Origin of the sequence: Caproiciproducens sp. MSJ-32 (assembly GCF_018918055.1) — a bacterium.
Lineage (GTDB): Bacteria > Bacillota > Clostridia > Clostridiales > Clostridiaceae > Clostridium.
On the sequence record NZ_JAHLPS010000109.1, the window covers coordinates 1 to 26,013 of the forward strand.

General features: G+C 28.5%; 21 protein-coding genes, 9 tRNA genes and 1 pseudogene. 29 read left to right on the forward strand and 2 right to left on the reverse strand.

All coding sequences use genetic code 11. The features are described from left to right. The first annotated feature begins 127 nt into the window (after positions 1-127). From KQI16_RS11490 to KQI16_RS11565, 16 genes are all read left to right on the forward strand, one after another. Positions 128-388: a hypothetical protein gene (locus KQI16_RS11490; RefSeq protein ID WP_216434592.1), complete on the forward strand. Its 261-nt coding sequence runs from the start codon at positions 128-130 to the stop codon at positions 386-388. Between the two features lie 157 nt (positions 389-545). Further along, positions 546-1,835 carry a methyl-accepting chemotaxis protein gene (locus KQI16_RS11495; protein ID WP_216434594.1) on the forward strand — a complete coding sequence of 430 codons (1,290 nt, stop codon included), beginning with the start codon at positions 546-548 and terminating at the stop codon, positions 1,833-1,835. 135 nt (positions 1,836-1,970) lie between these two features. Then, a complete protein-coding gene (locus tag KQI16_RS11500) occupies positions 1,971-3,413 on the forward strand; it encodes an FAD-dependent oxidoreductase (protein WP_216434595.1) in 1,443 nt (480 codons plus the stop codon). Beyond that, positions 3,403-4,287, forward strand: coding sequence for a tocopherol cyclase family protein (locus tag KQI16_RS11505; protein WP_216434597.1), 885 nt, complete (start codon positions 3,403-3,405; stop codon positions 4,285-4,287). The genes KQI16_RS11500 and KQI16_RS11505 overlap by 11 nt, the downstream gene beginning before the upstream one ends. A 177-nt stretch (positions 4,288-4,464) precedes the next feature. Beyond that, positions 4,465-5,208 (forward strand): DeoR/GlpR family DNA-binding transcription regulator, encoded by a 744-nt coding sequence (locus KQI16_RS11510; protein WP_216434599.1) that lies wholly within the window; start codon positions 4,465-4,467, stop codon positions 5,206-5,208. 3 nt (positions 5,209-5,211) lie between these two features. After that, the gene (gene pfkB / locus KQI16_RS11515; RefSeq protein ID WP_216434601.1) at positions 5,212-6,123 is read left to right on the forward strand and encodes a 1-phosphofructokinase; all 912 of its coding nucleotides are present in this window, start codon (positions 5,212-5,214) and stop codon (positions 6,121-6,123) included. A gap of 11 nt (positions 6,124-6,134) precedes the next feature. Then, entirely contained in the window at positions 6,135-8,006 is a 1,872-nt protein-coding gene (locus tag KQI16_RS11520) for a PTS fructose transporter subunit IIABC (protein WP_216434603.1), read from the forward strand. A 98-nt stretch (positions 8,007-8,104) separates the two neighbouring features. Continuing rightward, a complete protein-coding gene (gene rbr, locus KQI16_RS11525) occupies positions 8,105-8,695 on the forward strand; it encodes a rubrerythrin (RefSeq protein ID WP_216434605.1) in 591 nt (196 codons plus the stop codon). Positions 8,696-9,144: 449 nt separating this feature from the next. Further along, on the forward strand, positions 9,145-9,840 hold the full coding sequence (sfsA, locus tag KQI16_RS11530) for a DNA/RNA nuclease SfsA (protein WP_216434608.1): 696 nt from the start codon (positions 9,145-9,147) through the stop codon (positions 9,838-9,840). 50 nt (positions 9,841-9,890) lie between these two features. Then, positions 9,891-10,385: an NUDIX domain-containing protein gene (locus KQI16_RS11535; RefSeq protein ID WP_216434610.1), complete on the forward strand. Its 495-nt coding sequence runs from the start codon at positions 9,891-9,893 to the stop codon at positions 10,383-10,385. A gap of 329 nt (positions 10,386-10,714) precedes the next feature. Then, entirely contained in the window at positions 10,715-11,392 is a 678-nt protein-coding gene (locus tag KQI16_RS11540; RefSeq protein WP_216434612.1) for a hydrolase, read from the forward strand. Between the two features lie 57 nt (positions 11,393-11,449). Continuing rightward, on the forward strand, positions 11,450-12,742 hold the full coding sequence (gene lysA, locus KQI16_RS11545; protein WP_216434614.1) for a diaminopimelate decarboxylase: 1,293 nt from the start codon (positions 11,450-11,452) through the stop codon (positions 12,740-12,742). A 197-nt stretch (positions 12,743-12,939) separates the two neighbouring features. After that, positions 12,940-13,479: a signal peptidase I gene (gene lepB / locus KQI16_RS11550; RefSeq protein WP_216434616.1), complete on the forward strand. Its 540-nt coding sequence runs from the start codon at positions 12,940-12,942 to the stop codon at positions 13,477-13,479. 23 nt (positions 13,480-13,502) lie between these two features. Further along, positions 13,503-15,398 carry an ATP-dependent zinc metalloprotease FtsH gene (gene ftsH, locus KQI16_RS11555; protein ID WP_216434618.1) on the forward strand — a complete coding sequence of 632 codons (1,896 nt, stop codon included), beginning with the start codon at positions 13,503-13,505 and terminating at the stop codon, positions 15,396-15,398. An 82-nt stretch (positions 15,399-15,480) separates the two neighbouring features. Then, positions 15,481-17,580, forward strand: a complete 2,100-nt coding sequence (locus KQI16_RS11560; RefSeq protein WP_216434620.1) for a HelD family protein — start codon at positions 15,481-15,483, stop codon at positions 17,578-17,580. Positions 17,581-17,851: 271 nt separating this feature from the next. Continuing rightward, positions 17,852-18,961 (forward strand): ABC transporter ATP-binding protein, encoded by a 1,110-nt coding sequence (locus KQI16_RS11565; protein ID WP_216434622.1) that lies wholly within the window; start codon positions 17,852-17,854, stop codon positions 18,959-18,961. Positions 18,962-19,138: 177 nt separating this feature from the next. Here the strand turns inward: KQI16_RS11565 and KQI16_RS11570 are convergent. After that, a pseudogene (locus KQI16_RS11570) lies at positions 19,139-19,847 on the reverse strand (superoxide dismutase). A gap of 118 nt (positions 19,848-19,965) precedes the next feature. Between KQI16_RS11570 and KQI16_RS11575 the strand changes: the two are divergent. Next, complete coding sequence (locus KQI16_RS11575; protein ID WP_216434624.1) at positions 19,966-21,468, forward strand: ABC transporter substrate-binding protein; 1,503 nt, start codon at positions 19,966-19,968, stop codon at positions 21,466-21,468. Between the two features lie 49 nt (positions 21,469-21,517). Here the strand turns inward: KQI16_RS11575 and KQI16_RS11580 are convergent, their stop codons facing one another. After that, entirely contained in the window at positions 21,518-23,065 is a 1,548-nt protein-coding gene (locus KQI16_RS11580; protein WP_216434626.1) for a hypothetical protein, read from the reverse strand. A 97-nt stretch (positions 23,066-23,162) separates the two neighbouring features. Here KQI16_RS11580 and rph point away from each other — a divergent pair, with 97 nt between their 5' ends. The 12 genes from rph to KQI16_RS11640 all read left to right on the forward strand — a co-directional run bounded on the left by rph (position 23,163) and on the right by KQI16_RS11640 (position 25,972). Then, positions 23,163-23,912 carry a ribonuclease PH gene (gene rph / locus KQI16_RS11585; protein WP_216434628.1) on the forward strand — a complete coding sequence of 250 codons (750 nt, stop codon included), beginning with the start codon at positions 23,163-23,165 and terminating at the stop codon, positions 23,910-23,912. 2 nt (positions 23,913-23,914) lie between these two features. Further along, positions 23,915-24,526, forward strand: a complete 612-nt coding sequence (locus tag KQI16_RS11590) for an XTP/dITP diphosphatase (protein ID WP_216434630.1) — start codon at positions 23,915-23,917, stop codon at positions 24,524-24,526. 9 nt (positions 24,527-24,535) lie between these two features. Next, a complete protein-coding gene (locus tag KQI16_RS11595) occupies positions 24,536-25,018 on the forward strand; it encodes a metallophosphoesterase (protein ID WP_216434631.1) in 483 nt (160 codons plus the stop codon). Positions 25,019-25,169: 151 nt separating this feature from the next. After that, positions 25,170-25,245 (forward strand) — tRNA-Pro (locus KQI16_RS11600). 13 nt (positions 25,246-25,258) lie between these two features. Then, positions 25,259-25,332, forward strand: a tRNA-Gly gene (locus tag KQI16_RS11605). Between the two features lie 74 nt (positions 25,333-25,406). Beyond that, positions 25,407-25,483, forward strand: a tRNA-Arg gene (locus KQI16_RS11610). Between the two features lie 6 nt (positions 25,484-25,489). Further along, positions 25,490-25,565 (forward strand) — tRNA-Pro (locus tag KQI16_RS11615). Between the two features lie 13 nt (positions 25,566-25,578). Further along, positions 25,579-25,652 (forward strand) — tRNA-Gly (locus KQI16_RS11620). A gap of 3 nt (positions 25,653-25,655) precedes the next feature. Beyond that, positions 25,656-25,732: transfer RNA gene (locus KQI16_RS11625), tRNA-Arg, on the forward strand. 5 nt (positions 25,733-25,737) lie between these two features. Continuing rightward, positions 25,738-25,813 (forward strand) — tRNA-His (locus tag KQI16_RS11630). A gap of 4 nt (positions 25,814-25,817) precedes the next feature. Next, positions 25,818-25,892, forward strand: a tRNA-Gln gene (locus tag KQI16_RS11635). Positions 25,893-25,896: 4 nt separating this feature from the next. Further along, a tRNA-Lys gene (locus KQI16_RS11640) sits at positions 25,897-25,972 on the forward strand. Positions 25,973-26,013: the final 41 nt, after the last annotated feature.

Sequence of the window (26,013 nt, forward strand, 5' to 3'; positions counted from 1 at the left end):
ACCCTGTGATTCCAATATTTCTTATAAATATAAGTTATATCCATGTACTTTATTATGTCAATTATGAAAATCTAAGAATGATTGAGTATATTAAAGAAAATTAAAGATTATAGAGGGAGTGCATTATATGAAGGTAGTTGCTAAGGAGATAGAAATGATAGCTTATTTTAAAAAAAGTGGGAAAATTGAGCCGTTAAAATTTAGAATAGAGGAAGATAACGAATATAAAGTAATAAAGATAAATAAAATAGTGAAAAAAAGTCAGGAAAGATTTTGCGGAAATAAAATGCTTGTTTTTACTTGTATTTCTATAATAGATAATTTAGAAAGAATAATGGAAATAAAATATGATGTAGAAAATTGTAATTGGATTCTTTATAAGATTTGAAATGAATAAGGAAAAGTTTTTTATTAGAATTTAAGAATATATAGAAACTATATGTAGAAATTTGAATAATATTTTGAAACTAAAACTATCTATATTATAAGATTTATAATATAATATTAGCATAAGAGCTTTGTAAATAATAAGGGGGTTAAGATAAATGAATGATAATAAACAAAAGAAATCCTATTCAACTCTTAAAAAACAATTGAGGATATTTTTTATTGGAATGTCTATTATTCCAATGATTACTGTAGATGCCATAAATTTTGCAGTATTTAATACTGCTTATAGATTTGATACTACTCGTATAATAATATCATTAGCTGTTATATTTATTATCCTAATTATTTCAGAAAAAATTACAAATAAAATCTCCACTCCAATTTCAGAAGTAGAAAAAGTTTTGAATAAGATTAAGGATGGTGATTTTACAGAGAAAATTAAAGAAAATAAGAAATATAGCAAAGAAATAAATTCAATGATTGATAACCTAAATGTATTAATAGATAATATATCACTTTTATTAAGGGGCTTAAAAGAAGCATCTGATAATGTAAATGAAGGAAGTGATTCTTTATTTGAAATAATAAAGGAATCTAGCAGGGTAGGAGAAGAGGTTGCAAAATCCGTTCAACAGATTGCAGTTGGAGCAACAGATCAGGCAGCTCAATTAGATGAAGGTTCAAATGAAATTGCTATTTTAGAACAGGAAATAAATGCTACAATAGTTAGGGCAGAAGAAATGTTATCAACTTCAAGAGAAGTAAAAACCTCAACTAATGATGGAACAGAAGCAATAAATAATTTAACCAATACATATGAAAAGAACAAAGAAGCTAGTATAAAGATGGCTGAAAAAGTAGATATTTTATCAACTAAGTCAGAAGAAATAGGAATGATAGTAGATACTATACAGGATATAGCAGATCAAACTAATCTTTTAGCCTTAAATGCTAGTATAGAAGCTGCTAGGGCAGGTGAAGTTGGGAAGGGCTTTGCTGTTGTAGCAGAAGAAGTAAGAAAATTAGCAGAAGAGTCTTCAAAATCAGCTAATGAAATAAATAATGTTATAGTAGAGATAAAAAATAGTATAAAAGAGTTATATCAACAAACTGTAGAAACTCAAAAATTAAACAATGAAACAGGCGAAAGTTTAGATATAACAAATGAAAAATTTAATATTATAGATACAAAAATTAAAGAATTAGAAGAAAATATCAATAATGTAAGTGAATCTTTAAATAAGATTACAGTAAGTAAGGATAATGTAGTTAATAAAATTGGCAGTGTAGTAGCTGTATCTCAAGAAACAGCAGCAATAACTGAAGAAGTAAGTGCTGCTTCAGAACAACAATCAGCAGGATTACAGGAAATGACAGTACAAGCTCAAACATTAAAGGAGTATGCTGATGCTCTAGAATCTATGATTGAAGGATATAAAATTTAATATAGATTAAATAGAAAATTTCAGTCCACAGTTAAAGATTAAACTTTAACTGTGGATTTTTTTATAAATATTTTTGTTTAAAATTTTTGTTTAAATATTAAAGTTTATGGAATAATAAGCAAAGAGGTGAATTATATGAAATCAGTTTGGGTAGAAAATTATAATATAGAAAAAAGAGACTCTTTAAAGCAAAACATATCTACTGAGGCAGTAGTAGTTGGAGCAGGAATCACAGGATTACTTACAGCTTATATGTTACAAAAAAAAGGAGTAGAAGTTGTTGTAATAGATAGAGGAAGTATATTAAATGGAAACACTAGGAATACTACAGCAAAAGTAACTATACAACATAATTTAATATATGATAAGTTAATTAAAGAATTTGGAGAAGAAAATGCAAAAAGATATGCAGAAGCTAATAAATTAGCTTTAGAAACTTATAGAGAAATAATAGAAGAAAATAAAATAGATTGTGATTTTGAAAATATAGATGCTTATATTTACAGTCTAGATAATCCTCAAAAAATAATAAAAGAATATGAGGCTGCAAGGAAAATAGGAATAGAGGCTGAACTAGTAGATGAAATTGAACTTCCATTTAAAATAGCAAAGGCAGTGAAGTTTAAAGATCAGGGACAATTCAATCCTATTAAGTTTTTAAATACTATAGCAAAGGATTTAAAAATATATGAAGATACTAAGGCTGAAGATATAAAAAATGGTTTGGTCATAACAAATAGGGGGGAAATTAAGGCAGAACATATAGTGGTCGCAACTCAATATCCAATAATAGATAGTTCAGGATATTATTTTTTAAGAATGCATCAAGAGAGGGATTATGTAATAGCATTAAAAAATGCCCAAAAATTAAAAGGTATATATAGAGATGAAAAGGAAGAGGGATATTCCTTTAGAAATTATAAAGACTTATTAATATTGACAGGAGCTTCTGTTAGAACAGGAGCTAATGAAGAGGGAGGAAGGTATAATCAGCTTAGGGAATATGCAAAAGAATTATATCCTGTCTCTATAGAAGAATATAATTGGTCAGCCCAGGATTGCATGACTTCAGATTATATTCCCTTTATAGGAGTATATTCTGATGAAATGCCAAAGGTTTATGTAGCAACTGGATATAATAAATGGGGAATGACTTCTGCTATGGTTGCTGCAATAATAATATCAGATAAAATAATAGGAAAAGAAAATGATTTTAATAAAGTATTTTCTCCAAGCAGGTTTGATTTAACAGCATCCATAAAAAATCTTAGTAAGAATTTTGGAACAACTGTTTATAATTTTATAGCTCAAAAGATAAGTCTGCCAACATCAGTCTTAGAAGATGTAAAGCTTGGTCATGGAGGAATAATAACTCACGAAGGTGAAAAGATAGGAGCATATAAAAATGATAAAGGAGAAGTGTTTACTGTTTCTACAAAATGCCCACATTTAGGTTGTGAACTAAAGTGGAATCCAGATGATTTGGCTTGGGAATGTCCATGTCATGGATCAAGATTTGATTATAAAGGAAATTTTTTGAATTCTCCAGCAATAAAGGAATTAAAATATGATGAGTAAAAATATCAGTTATAAAAAGAAGAAATTTTTTGAAGGATGGTATTTTAAACATCAGTTCAATGATTTTAATATTGCTTTTATTCCAGGAATTAATATAGATAAAAATGGATTTAAATATGCCTTTATTCAAATTATAACAGATAAAGCTTCCTATTATATAACTTATGATTATAAGGATTTTCAAATAAGTGATGATAAGTCAAATATTAAGATAAAAGATAACATATTTTCTAAAAGGGGAATTATTTTAAATATATTAAGTAGTGAAATTATAGTTAAGGGAGCTTTAAATTACAGTGGTATTACGCCTATTAAATATGATATAATGGGACCTTTTTCTATTTTCCCTTTTATGGAATGTAATCATGGGATAATAAGTCTTTATCATAAAGTAAACGGAAAGCTAAGTATAAATTATAGAGATATTATAATAAAGAATGGAATTGGGTATATTGAGAAAGATTGGGGAAGATCCTTTCCAAAGTCTTATATGTGGATTCAAGCTAATAGTTTTAAAAATCAAAAGATCAGCATTGTAGTTTCAATAGCAGACATACCATTTTTAGGATTTGAATTTAAGGGTTGTATAGCTGTAGTATATTATAATGGTAAGGAATATAGAATGGCCACTTACAATGGAGTGAAGATAATAGATTATAATGAAAAGGGCTTAACTATAAAAAAGGGAAAATATAAATTGAATATAGATATAGAAGAGAATTATCCGCAAAAATTATTAGCTCCAGATGGTGGAGAAATGATTAGAACAATATATGAAAATCTATCTTGTAGGGCAAGGTTTACATTTTATAAAAATAAGGAACAATTATTTGAAATAGAAAGTAATAATGTTTCCTTTGAATATGTAAAATAATAATATTTAAGAGACCGTTTTATGAGCATTATATATTAAATTTTGTTTATAAAACGGTTATTTTATTATTTTGAAATGAATGAATATGAATTATTTTGAATTAATGTAATTTTTTTTGAATGAAAATGCTTGAAATCCTTTTCTAAAAGTTGTATTATATAGTTGGGAGTGATATTAATGCTAACAGAAGAAAGACACAAACTTATATTAGAAAAATTAAAAATGGATTCAGTTGTATATGTCAATGAACTTGTTGAAATGTTAGAAACATCAGAATCAACCATAAGAAGAGATTTAAATTATTTAAATAAAATAGGAAAGTTAAAAAAAGTTCATGGGGGAGCAACTTTATTAGAAAAGGAATTTAATACTAAGGATGATTATGTTTCTATAAGAGAAACGCTTAATATTGAAGATAAACGTTTAATAGGGGAATATGCAGCAGCTTTAGTAGAAGCAGATGATTTTGTTTATATAGATTCAGGTACAACAACTAGTATAATGACTGATTTTTTAAAAGAAAAAAATGCAGTATATGTTACAAATGGTTTAATGATAGGAAAAAAATTAATTTCAAAAGGTTTTAAAACTTTTATGTTGGGAGGTGAAGTAAAGGAATCTACAGAAGCCATTGTAGGAGTTGAAGCCATCACAGCATTAAAAAGATATAATTTTACTAAAGGTTTTTTCGGAACTAATGGAATTTCTGATTATAGAGGATATACAACTCCAGATATAAATGAAGCCTTAGTTAAAGAAGAAGCCTTAAATAGAACAAGAACTCCTTATATACTTGCAGATAAAAGCAAATTTGATGAAATAAGCTGTGTAACTTTTGGAGAAATAGATGAAGCAACAATAATAACAACAAAATTAGATAATGATAAATATCATGATAAGACAAAAATACTGGAGGTTTAAAGAATGATATATACTATAACTTTCAATCCGGCTTTAGATTATATAGTGAGGGTTGAGGATTTTAAATTAGGAGAGGTAAATAGAACTTCCTATGAAGAAGTATATGCAGGAGGAAAAGGGATTAATGTCTCAATGGTTCTGAAAAACCTAGGGGTAAGTAGTGTAGCATTAGGATTTATAGCAGGATTTACAGGAGAAGAAATAGAAAGAAGAGTAAAGAAATCAGGGTGTATAACTGATTTTATAAAGCTTGATAAAGGATTATCTAGAATAAATATAAAGCTTAAATCCGAGGTTGAGTCTGAAATAAATGGACAAGGACCTAATATAACTGATGAAGATTTAGAAGAATTATATAAAAAACTAGATTTACTAGATAAAGATGATATTTTAGTTTTAGCAGGCAGCATTCCTAAAACCTTGCCAGAAAATATTTATGAAATTATATTAGATAGAATTAGTGATAAAAAAATAAAATGCATTGTTGATGCTACAGGGGAATTATTGTTAAATGTTTTAAAATATAAGCCTTTTTTAATAAAACCAAATCATAATGAATTAGCAGAATTATTTAATGCTGATATAAAAGATGAAGAGGATATTATTAAATATGGTAAGGAACTTAGGAAACTTGGAGCAAGGAATGTCTTAATTTCAAGGGCTGGAGATGGTGCAATATTTATAAATGAAAATGGTGAAGTAATAAATTGTAAAGCGCCTTTTGGAAGGGTAGTTAATTCAGTTGGAGCAGGAGATTCTATGGTGGCAGGTTTTATAGCAGGATATTTAAAAAATAAGGATTTAAAAGAAGCTTTCAAAATGGGCGTTGCAACAGGAAGTGCTAGTGCTTTTTCAGAAGGTTTAGCTACTAAAGAAAAAGTGGAGAGGTTATTAAAGGAAATTAATGATATATAGGGGGAGAGAAAATGAAAATTTCAGATTTATTAAGTAAAAATTCAATAGCAATAAATCCAAATTTAAATTCAAAAGAAGAAGCAATAAATAAGTTAGTTGATTTATTAGATTTATCAGGAAATATAAAAAATAAGGAAGTTTTTAAAAAGGCTGTATTAGAAAGAGAAAAATTAAGTACAACTGGTATTGGAGAAGGAATTGCCATTCCTCATGGTAAGAGTTCAGAAGTTAAAAAGGTTACTCTTTCAGCCATGGTAGTCAATAAAGGAGTAGAATATGATTCTTTAGATGCAGAGCCTGCAAAGCTATTTTTTATGATAGCAGCACCAGAAGGAGAAAATGATGCTCATTTGGAACTTTTAGCAAGATTATCTAAAATGTTGATGAACTCAGAATTTAAAAATAAATTATTAAATTCCAAAACTCCAGCAGAATTTATAGATGTAATAGATAAATTCGAAAAGGATAAATTAAGTGTTGAAACAGCCAAGAAAAATAAATCTTATGAAATTTTAGCAGTAACAGCTTGCCCAACTGGAATAGCTCATACTTATATGGCTGCTGAAAGCTTAGAAAATAAAGCAAGGGAAATGGGAATTTCTATTAAGGTAGAAACTAATGGTTCAGGTGGAGCGAAGAATGTTTTAACTAAAAAGGAAATTGAAGAAGCAGAATGTATTATTATTGCTGCTGATAAAAATGTAGATATGGCAAGATTTGATGGTAAAAAAGTGATACAAACAAAGGTTTCTACTGGAATACACAAGGCAGAAGAGTTATTAAAAAGAGCAAAATCAGGAGATGTTCCAGTGTATAATCATAAGGGATCTAATATAGAAAGATATTCTAATGAAGAAAGTGGAGGAATTGGTCATCAAATATATAAGCATTTGATGAATGGTGTATCTCATATGCTTCCATTTGTTATTGGTGGTGGAATATTAATAGCTTTAGCATTCTTATTTGATGATTATAGCATAGACCCAGCAAATTTTGGTTCTAATACTCCTTTAGCTGCATTCTTTAAAAATGTTGGTGGAACTGCTTTTGGATTTATGCTTCCTATATTAGCAGGCTATATTGCAATGAGTATAGCAGATAGACCAGCTTTGGCAGTAGGTTTTGTTGGTGGTATGTTGGCTAATAATGGAGGCTCAGGATTTTTAGGTGCATTATTAGCTGGTTTTATAGCTGGTTATTTAGTTCTAGCTATAAAGAAGTTATTTGCAAATCTTCCTAATAGTTTAGAAGGTTTAAAACCAGTACTAATCTATCCTTTATTAGGAATACTTTCAATTGGTGTAATAATAACATTTATAATAAATCCACCAGTATCTGCAATAAATGAAGGAATTTCCAATACATTAAATAATATGGGAGAAGGAAGTAAAATATTGCTTGGTGCAGTTTTAGGCGGAATGATGGCCTTTGATATGGGTGGTCCTTTAAATAAGGCAGCTTATGTATTTGGAACAGCATCTTTAGCTAGCGGTCAATATGAAATTATGGCAGCAGTAATGATAGGAGGAATGGTTCCACCTATAGCAATAGCTTTATGTACAACATTCTTCAAGAAGAAATTTACAGAAAAAGAAAGACAATCAGGTCTTACAAATTATATTATGGGACTATCTTTTATAACAGAAGGTGCAATACCATTTGCAGCAGCAGATCCATTAAGGGTAATACCAGCTTGTATAATAGGATCAGCAGTATCAGGAGCTTTATCAATGGTTTTTGGATGTGCACTTAGAGCTCCTCATGGAGGAATATTTGTTCTTCCAGTTATAAGTAATCCTTTTGGATATTTTATAGTTCTTTTAGCTGGTTCTGTGGTAGGAATGTTAGTTTTAGCAGTTTTAAAGAAAAATATAGAAGATTAATAGAAAATTTAATGTAGATTCTCTTTGCTAATTGTAGAAAATATTGTAAAATTAAATTAGTAGGTAAAAATAATAAAATTTAAGGGGTGTTTGTTTATATGAAAAGTTTAAAAGGAACTAAAACAGCAGAAAACCTAATGAAATCATTTGCAGGAGAATCTCAGGCTAGAACAAGATATACTTATTATGCAAGCGTAGCAAAAAAAGAAGGATATTTACAAATAGCTAATATATTTTTAGAAACTGCTGAACAAGAAAAGGAACATGCTAAGAGATTTTATAAATTCTTAGTAAATGACTTCCAAGGGGAGCCAATAGAAATTAATGCAGCATATCCAGTTGCATATTATGCTGATAATACTTTAGAAAATTTAAAAGCAGCTGCAGCTGGAGAACATGAAGAATGGGCACATGACTATCCTGAATTTGCTAGAATAGCAAGAGAAGAAGGTTTCCCAGAAATAGCAGCAGCTTATGAAAGAATAGCAGAAGTTGAAAATAGACATGAAAGAAGATATAACAAACTTCTTAAAAATGTAGAAGAAGGAAAAGTATTTAAAAAAGACGAAGTTGTTTTATGGAAATGTTTAAATTGTGGATACATTTATGAAGGAGAAGAAGCTCCAAAAGCATGTCCGGCATGTTTACATCCACAATCTTACTTTGAAGTATTTATGGAAAATTATTAAAAATAAAGCCTTATAAACTCTTTTAGAGTTTATAAGGCTTTATTTTTGTAAATTGTGAATTAGATAACTGTTGAAACTGTGGAAAGTTATCCACAAAGTGTGGACAAACATCCAAAATTTGTTGATAAGTCCCAAAAAACTCTTGACACAATATATATGAAAGGAATAAATGTTTGTAACAATATAATGTTTTCTTTAGAATAATAATGAATTCTGTAGTATAATGTAAAATATAAAATTTAGAGTAAATTTAATAATAAAAAAAGTTATAAACAGTTTGTACAAAATGTGGATAAATTTTGTGGATAAGTACTTGTTAAAAGTTAAAAACTATTAAAAAATCAGCGGTTTTTTAAATTTATCCTGTGGATAAGTCGTCTTGCATTGAAAAATGTGGATAAATATATTTCGACAAACTGTCTAAAAAATGAAAAGATAAGGAGAAGTATATGAAATATGATAAGAATATCTATGAAGGAATATTTATAAATCGCCTTAATAGGTTTAACGCTCTAGTAAAGTTAAATAATGAAGAAATTGTTGTTCATGTACCTAATACGGGAAGATGCAGAGAAATATTAAGGGAAGGAGTAAAGGTCTTTTTAAGGGAAGAACTTAATCCTGCAAGAAAAACTAAATATGATTTAATTGCAGCAATGAAGGGAGATATGTTAATAAATATAGATTCTCAAATTCCCAATAAGGTTGTTAATGAAGCATTAATGACTGGAAAGATAAGTCCTTTAAAAAAATATTGTAAAATTAATAAGGAAAAAACTTTTGGAAAAAGCAGATTTGATTTTAAGTTATCAACAGAAGATGAAAAAGAAATTTACTATTTAGAAGTAAAGGGCGTAACTTTAGAAGAAAATGGTCATTGTAGATTTCCAGATGCTCCTACAGAAAGAGGGAGAAAACATATATTAGAACTTATAGAAGCTAAAAATCAGGGCTATGGTGCTGGAGTTTTATTTTTAATTCAATTAGAAGATGTAAAAGTATTTTCTCCTAATGATATTACTGATAAAAAGTTTGCAGAAGCTTTAAAATTAGCTAAGGAAAATTTTGTTGATATATTAGCTTATAATTGTAAGGTTTATAAGGATGGAATTGAAATTAAGGAACCGATTAGTGTAATATTATAGCATAGATAAGTTATTGAAGAATAAGTGTTAATTCTTTTAAGAGGTGTAGTATGAAATATAGATTTTGTCCCTTATGTGGAAGAAAATTAGAAGAAAGATATAGCTGGGATGAAGGAGGAGTTCCTTATTGTCCTGAAGATGATGTTATGTTTTTTGATACTCCCAAACCATGTATAATGGTTGCAGTAGTAAAGGATGACGAAATATTATTGTTAAAGCAAAGTTATATATATAAAAATTCTAAGGTATTGTTGACTGGCTATGTAGATAATAATGAAACTGCAGAGGAAGCTGTTGAAAGAGAAGTCAGAGAGGAAGCTGGAATAGAAATAAAAAATATTATATATTTGGGATCTGACTATGTAAAAGATAAGGAAATATTAATGATAACTTTTATGGCAGATTATTATTCTGGAGAAATAAAAAAATCTGATGAAGTTGAAGGAATGGGATGGAGTAAGTTATCTAACGCTTTAGATGAGATGAAAGAAGATGAAATTGGATTAAGAGTTGTAAGAAAGATAATAGAAAGAAAAAATAAATAAATTTTAAGTATAATCCTCCGATCTAAATATTATTTTTTAGCATGTTCTTTTTTTATTAAATTTTATGTAACATATTATTCATTAAAATTGTTTAAAATGAATATAAGTCAATTAAATTTATATAGCTTAAATAAGTGTGAAAACTATTGATAAATGATAATTATTTTTATAAAATTATATAATCCTATAAAGATTGATGTCTTTATTAATATTATAGTATAATTACATTAAAACTATGAAAAAAATAGAAAAAATAGTTAATTAGTCATTTTATTTAATAAGTGATAAATCATGTGATTAATTTTATGTGTATAATAGGAGGGTTAAGAATGGAGCCAAAAAAGCCAAAAATAGTACCAGAGATAAAGGGAATTTTAAGAAGTCATGTAATTGAAGTGCCTTCTTGCATAAGAGATTGTAGTGGAATTAAGATATTTGGTAAAAGAATAAAATCATTGCTTTTTACAACTGATGTGGCAGTAATAAGAAATACAAATGCTGATGCCATTATAGCGGTATATCCTTTTACACCTCAACCTCTTATAACTCAGGCACTTTTATTAGCTGCTGATGTGCCAATTTTTTGTGGTGTAGGCGGCGGGATTACTCAAGGAAAAAGGGTTGTTAATTTGGCTCTAGATGCTGAATTTAAAGGGGCTATGGGAGTTGTGGTTAATGCACCAACATCAAATGATATAGTTAGAAAGATAAGAGAAACTATAGATATTCCTGTAGTAGTTACAGTGATTTCAGAGAATGAAAATATAAAAGAAAGAATACAGGCTGGTGCAACTATTTTAAATGTTTCTGGAGGAAAAAATACGCCTAATATAGTAAGAAGGATAAGAGAAGAATACCCAACCTTTCCTATAATAGCAACAGGAGGACCAACTGAAGAAACTATAAAAAGAACAATTGAAGCCGGGGCAAATGCAATAACTTATACTCCGCCTCCATCAGGAGATGTAATGGGAGATTTAATGGATAAATATAGGGAACAATATTAATAAGAGCAATAAGCGATATATGGGATTTAAAAATATATAATTGGGGGATTTTATTTTATGAAGTTATTTGGGGCAAGTGAAATAGAAGGAAATAATTTGAAAATTGCTGGGTTAGAAGCTAGATATTTAGCTGAAAATTTTGGAACACCATTATATGTTATGGATGAAAAGCTAATAATAGATAAATGTAGGGAATATTATAAGGCTTTTAGAGTTAGAGAAGACAATAATAGAGTAGCTTATGCTGGGAAAGCTTTTTTAACTTTAGAAATGTGCAGACTTATAGATAGAGAAGGCCTTTGTTTAGATGTTGTATCAGCTGGAGAACTTTATACAGCATATAAAGCAGGCTTTAATATGGAAAAAATTTATTTTCATGGTAACAATAAGACAGAAGAAGAAATTGAACTTGGAGTTAAGCTTGGAGTTGGAAGATTTATTGTTGATAATTTATGGGAAATGAAAAAAATTAATGAGTTTGCTGAGAAGTATAGAAAAGTTCAAAATATATATTTAAGAATAACTCCAGGTATAGAAGCTCATACTCATGATTATATAAAAACTGGTCAAATAGATTCTAAATTTGGTTTTGCGCCAGTTGATAATATTATAATGGATGCAGTAAAAAGCAGTTTAGATCTTTCTAACTTAAGACTGGCAGGATTACATTGTCATATAGGTTCTCAAATATTTGACAATGAACCTTTTGCTGATGCTGCTGAAATTATGTTAAAGCTTATAAAAGAAATAAAGCAAGAAACTGGGCATGAAATTGGAGAACTAAATTTAGGAGGAGGCTTTGGAATTTATTATTCAGAGGGAGATAATCCAAAGGACATCAGTTACTATTGTCAAACTATATTAGACAGAGTTAATAAAGTTTGTAAAGAACTATTACTAAAAAAGCCTATATTAACTATTGAACCAGGAAGATCTATAGTTGCGAATGCGGGAACTACTTTATATAAGGTAGGTTCAATAAAAGAAATACCTAATATTAGAAAGTATATAGCTGTAGATGGGGGAATGACTGATAATATAAGACCAGCATTATATAATGCAAAATACGAAGCTATAATTGCTAATAAAGCAAATGAGCCTTTTGATGATTTAGTAACAGTAGTAGGAAAGTGTTGTGAATCTGGTGATGTATTAATAAGGGATATAAAGCTTCAAAAGGCAGAAAGTGGAGATATATTAGCAGTAACATCTACTGGTGCTTATGGCTTTTCAATGGCAAATGGATATAATAAAAATTTAAGACCTGCAGTTGTATTTGTGAGAGATGGGGAAGCAAAAGTTGTAGTTAAAAGACAAAGTTTTGAAGAATTATTATTAAATGAAATATAAAATAGCTTAAATTAGAAAGTGGGTAAGTATATGACTATTTGCCCATTTTTTGTTATTATAAGCTGTTTATTTAATAATTAAATATGATATACTAAGTTGTAAGGAAAATTAGGGGATAAAAGTGATTTATTTTCCGATTACATGGTAGTATATAGTCTATAATAGAAGAAAATAATAATGAAGGAGTTATAAAGAAAATGAAAATAAAAGCAAATAAAAAAGAAAAGAATAATAAATGTAACTTCTTTACAGAATGGGTAGTTCCAATAGGATTAGCAATAGTAATAGCTTTTCTTATAAACAAATACTTAACTTTTAAGGTATTAATACCATCAGAATCAATGGTACCAACTTTAAATGTAAATGATCAGCTTTTTGTTACAAAGGTTTATAATTTGGATAAATTAGAAAGAGGAGATATTTTAGTATTTTACTCTGATGAATTACAAGAGTCTTTAATAAAAAGGCTTATTGGCTTACCAGGAGATAAAATTAAAATTGAAGATGGAGTTGTTTATGTAAATGGAGAAAAATTAGAAGAAGATTATATAGGTACTCCAGATAAATTTAATGGAGAATATGAAGTTCCTGAAGGAAAATATTTCTTTTTAGGAGATAATAGACTGGTTTCAAAAGATTCGCGATATTGGAAGAATCCTTATATAGATGGTGAGGATATTCAGGGGAAAGCCCAAATAAAAGTATATCCTTTCAGTGAATTTGGAAAAATAAAATAAATTTAAAATGAGAGGAAGAAACTATGCAAGATAAAAACACAGGAGAAAATAAAAATAATAAAAATAAGAATTATATACTTTGGTATGCAATAACAGCATTTGTATTCATATATATATTTAGCACAACAAAAAACTTTATTACAACTGAAGAAATTACTTATAGTACTTTTATAGAAATGGTAAAAACACATCAAGTTGAAAAAGTTATTATTTCTTCTAGTGAAATAGAGATTATTCCTAAAGAAGATAGTGAAAGAAATAATGGTAAATTATTATATACAGGTAATGTAGGCGATGATAATTTAGTAGAACTGTTAATTGAAAATGATGTAGAATTTACTGCAAAAGCAGTTCAAAATAGCTTTATGGCAGAATTTATATTTACCTGGATAGTGACACCTTTAATAGGCTTCTTTATATTAAGATTTTTCCTTTCTAGAATGGGAGGCAGAATAGGTGGGTCACCTATGATGAAGTTTGGGAAAAGTAATGCAAAGGTATATAGAGAAAAGGATATTAAAATTACATTTGATGATGTAGCCGGTCAAGATGAAGCAAAAGAGTCATTAAAAGAAATAATAGATTACTTAAATAATTCTGAAAAATATGCTGAGATTGGTGCTAAGCTTCCTAAGGGGGCTTTATTAGTTGGCCCTCCAGGAACAGGTAAAACATTATTGGCAAAGGCAGTAGCTGGTGAAGCTAATGTGCCATTTTTATCAATTTCAGGCTCAAACTTTGTAGAAATGTTTGCTGGTATGGGAGCTGCCAAGGTAAGAGATTTATTTCAAGAAGCAGAAAAAAATGCTCCTTGTATAATATTTATAGATGAAATTGATTCTATAGGAAAAAGCAGAGACTCACAACTTCAAACTAATGATGAAAGAGAGCAGACTTTAAATCAATTATTAACTCAAATGGATGGTTTTGACTCAAGAAAGGCAATAGTTGTTCTTGGTGCTACTAATAGACCAGAAATTTTAGATAAGGCTTTATTAAGACCAGGAAGATTTGATAGAAGAGTTATAGTAGATAGACCAGATTTAAAGGGAAGAATAGATATATTAAAGGTACATGCAAAGGATGTAAAATTAGGAGAAGATGTAAATCTTGAAGAAATAGCAAAAAGTACACCTGGTGCTGTAGGTGCAGATTTAGCCAATATGGTAAATGAAGCTGCTTTAAGAGCTGTTAAACAAGGTAGAAATGTAGTAATGCAAGAAGATTTGAGAGAAGCTGTAGAAGTAATAATAGCTGGTAAGGAAAAGAAGGATAGAATACTATCAGCAAAAGAAAAAAGAATCGTTGCCTTCCATGAAGTAGGGCATGCTTTAGTTGCAGCTTTATTAGAAGGAGCGGATCCAGTTCATAAAATAACAATAGTTCCAAGAACTATGGGAGCTTTAGGATACACTATGCAGCTACCTGAAGAAGAAAAATATTTAGTATCAAAAGAAGAATTAATAAATCAAATAATGGTTATGTTAGGTGGAAGATCCGCAGAAGAAGTAGTATTTAATATGATTACTACAGGAGCTTCTAATGATATTGAAAGAGCAACAAAAACTGCTAGAAGTATGGTAACTATCTATGGAATGACAGAAAAGTTTGATATGATGGCTCTAGAATCTATACAAAATAGATATTTAGATGGAAGAGCTGTAAGGGAATGCAGTGAACAAACTTCTAGCATGATAGATGAGGAAGTTTTAAGAATTATAAAAACTTGTCATGAAAAAACTATAAAACTTCTTGAAGATAATAGAGATCTTTTAGATAAGATAGCTGAATATTTATTAGAGAAGGAAACTATATTTGGCGACGAATTTATGGAGTTTGTTTATGAAAAGTATCCAGAATTAAGGGATAAAAAGAATAAGGAAAATAAGGAAGAGAAACAAGAATTTGTAGAGGATTAATAATACAATAGAGAGTGTTGGTAATAATTTGCTACACTCTTTATTAATTAAAAAGCATTAAAATTTTAAAGGGGGATTAACCTTGGATAAATTTGAATTTTTAAAAGAAGAAGAAAAGCTAAAGGATACCTTAGATGTTATAAATGAAGAAACAATTAAATATATAGAAAAGAGAAAAGAAGTTTCAAAACAGATTGTAGATAATAGAAAAAAGTTTATAGAAGAATATGAAGATGATGAAGATAGAATTATTGAGTACTTTGATCATGAAAAATATATCGTTGAGGAATTATATAGAACAATTGATAAAAGACTATTAGAATTAGTAAAATTAAAGGAAACACCTTACTTTGGAAAAATTGGCTTTATAGAAGATGGAATTTTAGAAGAAATATATATAGGAAGATATGGACTTAATAAAGATGAAAGTTTTGAGCCAGTAATAGTAGATTGGAGAGCTCCTGTAGCTTCTTTATTTTATAAAGGTATGCTAGGAAAGGCTAATTATAAAACTCCTGTAGGAGAAGTTGATGTAGAAATAGCATCAAGAAGACAACTAATAATTAAGAAATCGAAATTAGAGGGTTATTTTGATTCAGATTTAAATATTCAAGATGAAATATTACAATTAGTTTTATCTTCAAAATCGGGAGAAAAATTAAAAGATATAGTAACTACAATACAAAAGGAACAAGATGAGATAATTAGAGCTGATAGAAATAAAGTAGTTGTAGTTAATGGGGTTGCAGGCTCCGGAAAAACTACTATTGCTTTACATAGAGTGGCATATTTATTGTATAATTTTAGAAAGCAATTAGAAAATAAAGTTCTTATTTTAGGACCAAATGATATATTTATGGATTATATATCAGAAGTTCTTCCTAATTTAGGAGAAACAGCTGTAGCAAATGAAACTTTTATTTCTTATATTTATAAGGAAATTGGTTTAAATGAACCTATTAAAACTCAAATCTCTTATTTGGAAGAAGTATTAAATGGAAATGAAGAAGTTATAAAAGAAATAAAATATAAATCTTCTGGAGAATTTATTAAAGAATTAGATAAAAAAGTTAAAGATATAGAAGACAATTATTTTAATATAAAATCTGTTAACTTTATGAAGGAAGAAATTGTTTCTGAAGAAGAAATAAAAGAGTTATTTAATAAATATTATGAATACATGCCTATATTTAGAAGAAATCAAAAAATAAAGAGAGTGCTTATTTCAAAAATTAAAGATAGAAGAGATGAAGAAGTAAGAAAAATAAATTTAAGAGCTAAAGAGGAAAGAGAAAAATTAACAGAAGATGAATTAAAAATACAAGAAAATAATATCGAATATAGAAGAAGATTAGCAATAAGGGATATTATCAGTGAAGTTATAAAATCTAAAGAGGAAGTTTCATCTTGGATAGAAAACGAAAGTGTTATAGATATATATAAGAACTTTATGAAAGTAAATGAATTATCATATTTAGATTTAGCTGGAATTTTATATTTGATGATTAAACTTGAAGGAAAAAAATCAAGTACTGAAATAAAGCATATAGTTATTGACGAAGCTCAAGATTTTAATATGCTTCAATTTATTGTATTAAAAGAATTTACAGGTTGTAGAAGTTATACTATTGTTGGAGATACAAATCAAAGATTAGTAAAGGCAGAGGAAATACCAGCGATGCTTAGATTAAAAGATCTATTTGATGATTCATATCAGTTATTTGAACTTAACAAAAGTTATAGATCAACTTATCAAATTATGGAATATGCAAATAAGTTCATTGATGAAAATTCTGTAGTTCCTTTTGTAAGAAAGGGAGAATTTGATGTTTTAGAGACATCAGTACCAAAGGAAGATAAAGAGGATTTAATAGAGGTATTGTTAAACCTATTAGAAGATTATGAAGAGGAAAAATATGAAAATATTGCAATTATAACTAAAGATAAAAATGATTTAGAAATAATAGCTCCAGAATTAAAAAAGCGCACAAATATAATTGCTTTCAAGAACGAAGATATAATATATAAAGGTGGAAAAGTCATAATACCATCATACTTTGCAAAGGGCTTAGAATTTGATGCAGTTATTATTGTGAATTTTGATAAAGATACAGATAATTTAATAAAATATATTATGGCAACAAGAGCTCTTCATAGATTATCAGTAATAAATATTATATAGTACCGATTAAGAAGGAATTAATAATTTAGTAAGTTAAAGACTTTTATGCATAGTTAATATGTATAAAAGTCTTTTAATATTAAAAAAATTAGAATTAAAAAGTTGTAACTTTTAACAATAAAATTATGATTTTATTAGTAATAAAGTTAGAAAAAATATAAAATACTTATTAAAAGATTGAAAAGGAGTTTAAAAGAAATATAATTAAAAATGTAAACGATATTAGTGTGTTACTGTAATATAAATAATAAATATTAAGGAGAGAGGCAATATGGCAGGTTTAAAATTAAAAAATGTTACAAAGGTATATGAGAATGGGTTTAAGGCTGTTGATAATTTCAATTTAGATATTGAAGATAGAGAGTTTATAGTTTTTGTTGGACCATCAGGATGCGGTAAATCAACAACCTTAAGAATGATAGCTGGCTTAGAAGAAATATCTGGTGGTGAACTATATATAGATGGTAAATTAGTAAATGATGTAGCACCTAAAGATAGAGATATAGCTATGGTATTCCAAAATTATGCTTTGTATCCACATATGACTGTATATGAAAATATGGCTTTTGGATTAAAATTAAGAAAATTACCAAAAGATGAAATAGATAAAAAGGTTAGGGAAGCAGCAAAAATATTAGATATTGAACATCTTTTAGATAGAAAACCAAAGGCATTATCAGGAGGACAAAGACAAAGAGTTGCTATGGGAAGAGCCATAGTTAGAAATCCGAAAGTATTCTTAATGGACGAGCCATTATCAAACTTAGATGCAAAATTAAGAGTGCAAATGAGAGTAGAAATATCAAAATTATATAACAAGTTAAACACAACTTTTATATATGTTACCCATGACCAAACAGAAGCTATGACTTTAGGAACAAGAATAGTTGTAATGAAAGATGGCGTGATACAACAAGTTGCAACTCCAAAAGAAATATATAATCATCCAGCAAATTTATTTGTTGCAGGTTTTATAGGAAGTCCTCAAATGAATATGACTTATGGACAAAATGTAGTTGAAAATGGAAAACAATATGTTAAAATATTTGAAAAATTAGTAGAGCTTCCAGAAGAAAAAGTTAAAGCTATCAAGGAAAGAAATGCAGAAAATATTGAGGTTATAGTTGGAATAAGACCAGAAAACTTATATCATACAAAAGAAGATTTAGCTAGAGATGGAATAATCAAATTTACTGGAGAAGTTGAATTAAAGGAAAACTTAGGTGCTGAAACATATATACATGTTAAGAAAGATAATACAAATCTTATAATTAAATCTATGGATGGTGCTGATTATAATATTGGAGATACTATAGAGTTTGGTATTGATCCAAATAAGTTTCATATATTTGATAAAGAAGAACAAAACACTATATTTTAGTTAGTAGTTAGTAGTTAGTAGTTAGTAGTTAGGAGTGTGGAGTTTAATTTTTCAAGAAATAAATATTTTATAACATAAAGTAATATAAAAATGAGTTGTTTCATTATTAATTTATGAAACAACTCATTTTTTAGCATATTAACTACAAACTCCACGCTTCACACTTAACACTTAATTTTACTTTGTAAAATTCTCTTCTGCTTGTTCCCAGTTAACAACATTCCACCAATTATCAATATATTTTCCTCTTTCATTTTTATATTTTAAATAGTAAGCATGTTCCCATACATCTATTCCTATAATTGGCTTTAAGCCAGAAGAAATTGGGCTATCTTGATTTGCTGTACTAATAATTGATAATTTATTATTTTTATCTTTTACTAGCCATGCCCATCCTGAACCAAATCTAGATAAAGCTGCTTCCTTGAATTTTTCTTTAAATTTATCAAAGGAGCCAAAATTATTTTCGATTGCCTTTAATAAGTCTCCCTTAGGTTCCTGATTATGAGTAGGAGACATTATGGACCAAAAAAAACTCATGGTTATAGACTCCACCAGCATTATTTATTACAGCCTGTTTAATATCTTTTGGTAAAGAATTCAAATCTGTTAATAATCCTTCTAAGCCTTTAGAATAAAGTTCAGGATATTTTTCAAGGGCTTTGTTTAAATTATCAACATATGCCTTTTGATGTTTATCATGATGAAGTTTCATTGTTTCAGTATCAATGTAAGGTTCTAAGGCATCATAATTATAAGGTAGAGGTTTTAAGATAAATTTATTTTTTCCATTTTTTAGAGCAAGTGATGTTTTAGCTGGGAATAATATTAAAGCAGAAAATGTTAATAATGAAATAAATTTTAATATTTTTATTTTATTTTTCATTAATATCACCTCAGTAATTATTGTCCCAATAAAATAAAAAAATATTGATGCAAATTAGTTAGATTAATATTTTTAATTAATGTCTATAATTTAAATAGAAAGTAAGGAGAGTGATATAATGAAAAAAATAGTACTAGTTTCACTGCTTACAATATCAATTGTAGCCTTTTTAATAGGTTTTATAGAAATTTCAAAGGAAGAAAAAGTAGAAAATAAAAGTGAAATTACATATTCAATTCCATTATTTTTTAATAATTTAAAGGAAGTTGGAAGTTTAGATACTAGAATTCAAGATATTATATGTGCAACAAGCAAGGGACTTGTTGAGTTAGATTCTTCAAATAATATAGTACCTTCTTTAGCTGAAGGGGTGGAAATAAGGGATGATGGCTTAGAATATGATTTTAAATTAAAATCTAATATATATTGGAGTGATGGAACTCCTATAACTCCAAAGGATGTAATGGCTTTTTTTAGAGAAATTATTACAGAAGAAGCAGAAGAAAATATTGAAGCCATATTAAATGTATATGGGGCTAAAAAATTTAGAGAAGGTTATGGTGATTTTAGCAAGGATGTAGGAATTGCAATAGGAGAGAATAATGTTATATTTAGGCTAAATTCCAAGGATGATAAATTTATTGAAGAATTAAGTAAACCACAATATAGGATCAGAAAAAATGTTTTGTTATGGGAAAATATAAAAAATAGTTATGATGATTTAATATATTCAGGAAATTATAGTATTTCTAATATTAGTGAAGATAAATTAATGTTAAAAAGAAATGAAAAATCAGATAAATCTTTATCTGAATCTATAACTATAATATTAAATGAAGAAGAAGAAATAGCAATGGCTTCTTTTGAAGTTGGGGCTAGAGATATAGTTATTAATCCACCTAAAAGTCAATTAGAAAGATTAAATGATGAAAATAAATTAATAACTATGGATTCTAATAATGGTCTATATGTGATATTTAATGAAAATTCCGATTCTCTTTCAATAGAAGATAAAAAAATAATATATTCTAAATTAAATAATGCCATGGAAAAATATCAATTAGAAAATAATAAATTTTTAGAATTAGCAGAAGGAAGTTATTTTAGACAAGATAAGGAAGATCTATTAAAAATGCAGGCAAGAAAAGTTATGTTGAATTTAAATAGTGAGGAAACAAAAGTTAAAGGATTAGTTATTGTAGCTGAAGCTCTTACAGAAAATAAAGAAATATGTGAATATATTTTAAATTATTTTGATGAAAATACAGATATAGATATATCTTATAAGCTGTTAACAGAAGAGGAAATGAGTTCAATTAAAGATGCTAATTATTATAATATAGCTCTTATAAAAGGTGATATAACAGGTATGGGAAATACTGAAGAGTATAATAAAATTATAAATTTAATACCTTCTCAATATCGAGAAGAATTGACAAATGCAAAAAATGAAGGGGAAAGAATAGAGATATTTAAGGGTATAGAAGAAAATCTTTATAATAATTATAAAATACTTCCATTAGTATTTTACAATAATAATATAGCTGTAAACAGCAAAGTTAAAAATATTGTTTTTGATGGACATGGAAATATAGACTTTGGTAAAATAGGAAAATCATAAAGACTAATAATAGTCTTTATGATTTTATTATATTTTATAGAAATTAGTACTAACCTAAATATAAAGTTTCGATAGTTGGATTTTCATTATTATTAATATTATTTATTTCCTCTCTTTCAAAATCTTTTTCATTAGCATTATCTTCAGTAGAATAATCATTATTATACTCAGTATTATTAAGTTCAAGATCTTCAGGTAAAAGTCCCATTTCTCTCATGAAAGAATCTTTAAATAAATAGATTATAAGATTATTTATGAACATATTCCTAAAACTATTAAAAGATGAGCTTGAAATTGAAAATTCATCCCTTTTTTTAGAGTAAGTTATACTCTTATTAAAAATTGGTGCGACACCTAGACTATTTGGAGTAGATGTAGTTGAAGGCCTAAAGAAGTTTTCTTCTAACATATCAGCAGCTTTTAGAGTTAAGCCTCTATATCTTTCAACATCATCTAATGTAGGTGCTTCTGGCCAACATGTAATTAAGCCTGAATTTATAAATAATTTTTTATACAAGGATGACATCATATCTTTATATTCATTATCTTCAGTAAAATCAGATGAGTATAAAAATATTGCTAAGAAGTAGAAGGTAATATCAAAAGCTGAATATTTAACTTCTTTTTTGCTAGATAATTTTAGGAACATTTCTTTTTCTTCATCATATAAAGAAATTAGTTTATTTATAATTTCTTGAGCTTTTTCTTTAAATGTTATCATTTGAGTATGTTTAAAGGAAAACATCAAATTTATAGCAAATAAGGCAGAGTAATCTAAAGAATCAACATAATAATCTTTTTCCTCAAATTTATTTATTAAGTAATCAGTTAAATCAACTATTAATATTTTAGCTTCTTCATTTAGTGAGTTACTATAATAAATATTAACAGCTAATAAAATTTTGGATATTTCTTCAAAGGAGGTTTCATAGATTTTATTTTTAAATTCAATAAGTACTTGCAATATTTCTTCAGCAAATCTTTCGAAATCTTTAGATATATCATCATCACTAAATAAAGTTGAATATAAATTATAAGCAACCATCATGAAAGCTTGATCAGAAAATCTAAATTTATTGTTTTTATTGCTTAAATTAAATTCCTTATAATTATTTTCAGATAAATTTCTCTTTTCAACAAATACGCCTTCGGTATTTCTTAAGTTTGAAGAATAAAAATTTAGTTGTTCTCTTGCAAGTTTTTTATATATTTCTGAATAAGAAAATAACTTTTCATCGGCATCTTTAAATTTTGAATAATAAGTACTTAAATTAAGCATACTTGTAGTCATTAATGCATTAGTTATTGGATAAATATCTTTTTTAAAGGATTCTTCATCAAATCCATTATAATTTTTACTATGAATATAGTTTGGAGAAGATTTTCTATATAAACATAGTAGTGGAGAAAAATTACCTGATGTGGTAATATCAATGTTAGATGATATTTTTTTATATCTTTTTATTGAATCAACTATCCCACATTTTGATTCTAAAACAATAGTTTTTAAAGCCTCCTTTGATAAGTGAAAAAGTTGGCCTGTTATTTCTTTTGGGGATAGCTTATTCATTCTAAAAAATGGTCCAATATATCGCAAATTTTTCACCTCTTCATTAATCCTTATATTAATAATATGAAGAAGAAATTAAAATAGTGCATAAATTTTTAGAATATTAAGAAAGGTGGGTAAAGAAATGAGAGCAGATGGAAGAAGAAATGATCAAGTTAGGGCCACTAAAATAACACGAAACTATACAAAGTATGCAGAAGGTTCTGTATTAATAGAAGTTGGAGATACTAAAGTAATATGTACTGCCTCTATAGAAGATAAGGTGCCATCCTTTTTAAAAGGTAAAGGAGAAGGGTGGATAACAGCTGAGTATAATATGCTTCCAAGAGCAACAGCTACAAGAAAGGTCAGAGATATAGCTAAATTAAAAGTAGATGGAAGAACTATGGAAATACAAAGATTAATAGGAAGGGCTTTAAGATCAGTTATGGATTTAAAAGCTCTTGGGGAAAAGACTATATGGATTGACTGTGATGTTATTCAAGCGGATGGTGGAACAAGAACTGCAGCAATAAGTGGTGCTTTTGTAGCCTTAGTAGATGCTGTAAATAAATTGCATAAGGAAAAAGCTTTTGAAGTGTATCCAATTAGAAATTTTGTTACAGCTGTAAGTGTAGGTATAGTAAAGGGAGAGAAGGTTTTAGATTTATGTTATGAAGAAGATTCTAATGCCAAGGTTGATATGAATATAGTTTCAACAGATGAAGGTGAATTTATAGAAATACAAGGGACTGGAGAACAAGCACCTTTTAATAGAAAGGATTTAGATGAACTTCTTGATTTAGCGCAAAAAGGTATTAAGCAAATGGTACAAATACAAAAAGATGCTCTAAAGATGGATTCCCTTTGGATTGGTACAGGAGGAAGAGATTAATTATGAAAAAGTTAGTATTAGCAAGTAATAATTCTGGAAAAATAAAAGAAATAAAGGAGTTATTAAAGGATCTTGAGATAGAAGTATTTTCTTTAAAAGATATGGGGATAGATATACAAGTTGAAGAGGATGGAAAAACCTTTGAGGAAAACTCAAGAAAAAAGGCTGAAGAAATATATGATGAATTGATAAAAATTAAAGAGAACAATTTTATTGTTATGGCTGATGATTCTGGCTTAGAAGTAGATTACTTAAATGGTGAACCAGGAGTTTATTCAGCTAGATATGCTGGAGAAAATGGAAATGATGAAAAGAATAATGAGAAGCTTATAAAGAAGCTTCAAGGAGTTCCTTTTGAGGAGAGAAGAGCAAGATTTGTATGTCATATATCCTTAGTATATGGAGATAAAAAATATTTAGGAGTGAATGGATCTGTAGAAGGATATATATTAGAAGAAAGAAGAGGAGAAGGGGGTTTTGGATATGATCCTTTATTTTTCTATAAACCCTATAATAAAACTTTCTCAGAGATGACAATGGAGGAAAAAAATAAAATTTCACATAGAGGAATAGCTTTAAGGAAAGTTATACAAACTATAAAGGGGCTTTTGTAGGAGGAAAATATGAAAATTCTAGTTATGAGTGATTCGCATTATGATACACAAGTTGTGAGACTAGTGGAAAAATATTTGAAAGATGTTGATATAATAATACATTGTGGAGATGGTGCGCCTGATACAGAACAATTAATTAAAAATTTCAAAGGGGAAGTATATGCAGTAAGAGGAAATTGTGATATTTCAAGAAGATATCCAAAAGAAATGATTATAGATGTATTAGGGGTGAAAATATTTATTACTCATGGGGATTTATATAATGTAAAATATGAATATAATACGATATTTTTTAAGGGTAAAGAATTAGGAGCAGATATTATAACTTTTGGACATTCTCATAAGGCTATTATAGACGAATATAATGGCATCACATTAATAAATCCAGGAAGTGTTTCATTACCTTATGATAGAAATAATAAGACAATAGCTTTTATAGAAATTAAAGACAATAAAAAATACGACATATATTTACAAAAAATACTGCCATAATTTTTGGCTTTTCCTCAAAATAAAAAAATATACCCTCTTTTCTTATAATTGCTTTAAAAATCTATAATATAAATTAAATTTTAAAAAATGTATTGACGGATTTAAAAAGCTATTGTAGAATAATTTTTGTCGTCGAGAGATAATAAGTCTTCGGGGTGTGGCGCAGATGGGAGCGCGCGTGGTTTGGGACCATGAGGTCGCAGGTTCAATCCCTGTCACCCCGACCACTAAATTGAATAAGCGGGTGTAGCTCAATGGTAGAGCCCTTGCCTTCCAAGCAAGTTACGTGAGTTCGATTCTCATCACCCGCTCCATTAACAATTTAGTAAAATATGTTGACAAACGACAAAATGTATTATAAAATAATTAATGTTCTTTCGAGGAATAAGCGTGTTTAGCTCAGCTGGATAGAGCAACGCCCTTCTAAGGCGTGGGTCAGGAGTTCGAATCTCTTAACACGCACCATAACCTCGGGGTGTGGCGCAGATGGGAGCGCGCGTGGTTTGGGACCATGAGGTCGCAGGTTCAATCCCTGTCACCCCGACCACTAAATTGAATAAGCGGGTGTAGCTCAATGGTAGAGCCCTTGCCTTCCAAGCAAGTTACGTGAGTTCGATTCTCATCACCCGCTCCATAAGCGTGTTTAGCTCAGCTGGATAGAGCAACGCCCTTCTAAGGCGTGGGCCAGGAGTTCGAATCTCTTAACACGCACCATAATGGTGGACGTAGTTCAGTTGGTAGAGCGCCAGTTTGTGGCACTGGTTGTCGTGGGTTCGAGTCCCATCGTCCACCCCATCGCTGGGATATCGCCAAGCGGTAAGGCACCACACTTTGACTGTGGTATGCGCAGGTTCGAATCCTGCTATCCCAGCCAACGTGGTTTACTAGCTCAGTTGGTAGAGCACTTGACTTTTAATCAAGGTGTGCCGGGTTCGATTCCCGGGTAAGCCACCAAAAAATGCAGATGTGGCGGAACTGGCAGACGCACTAGACTT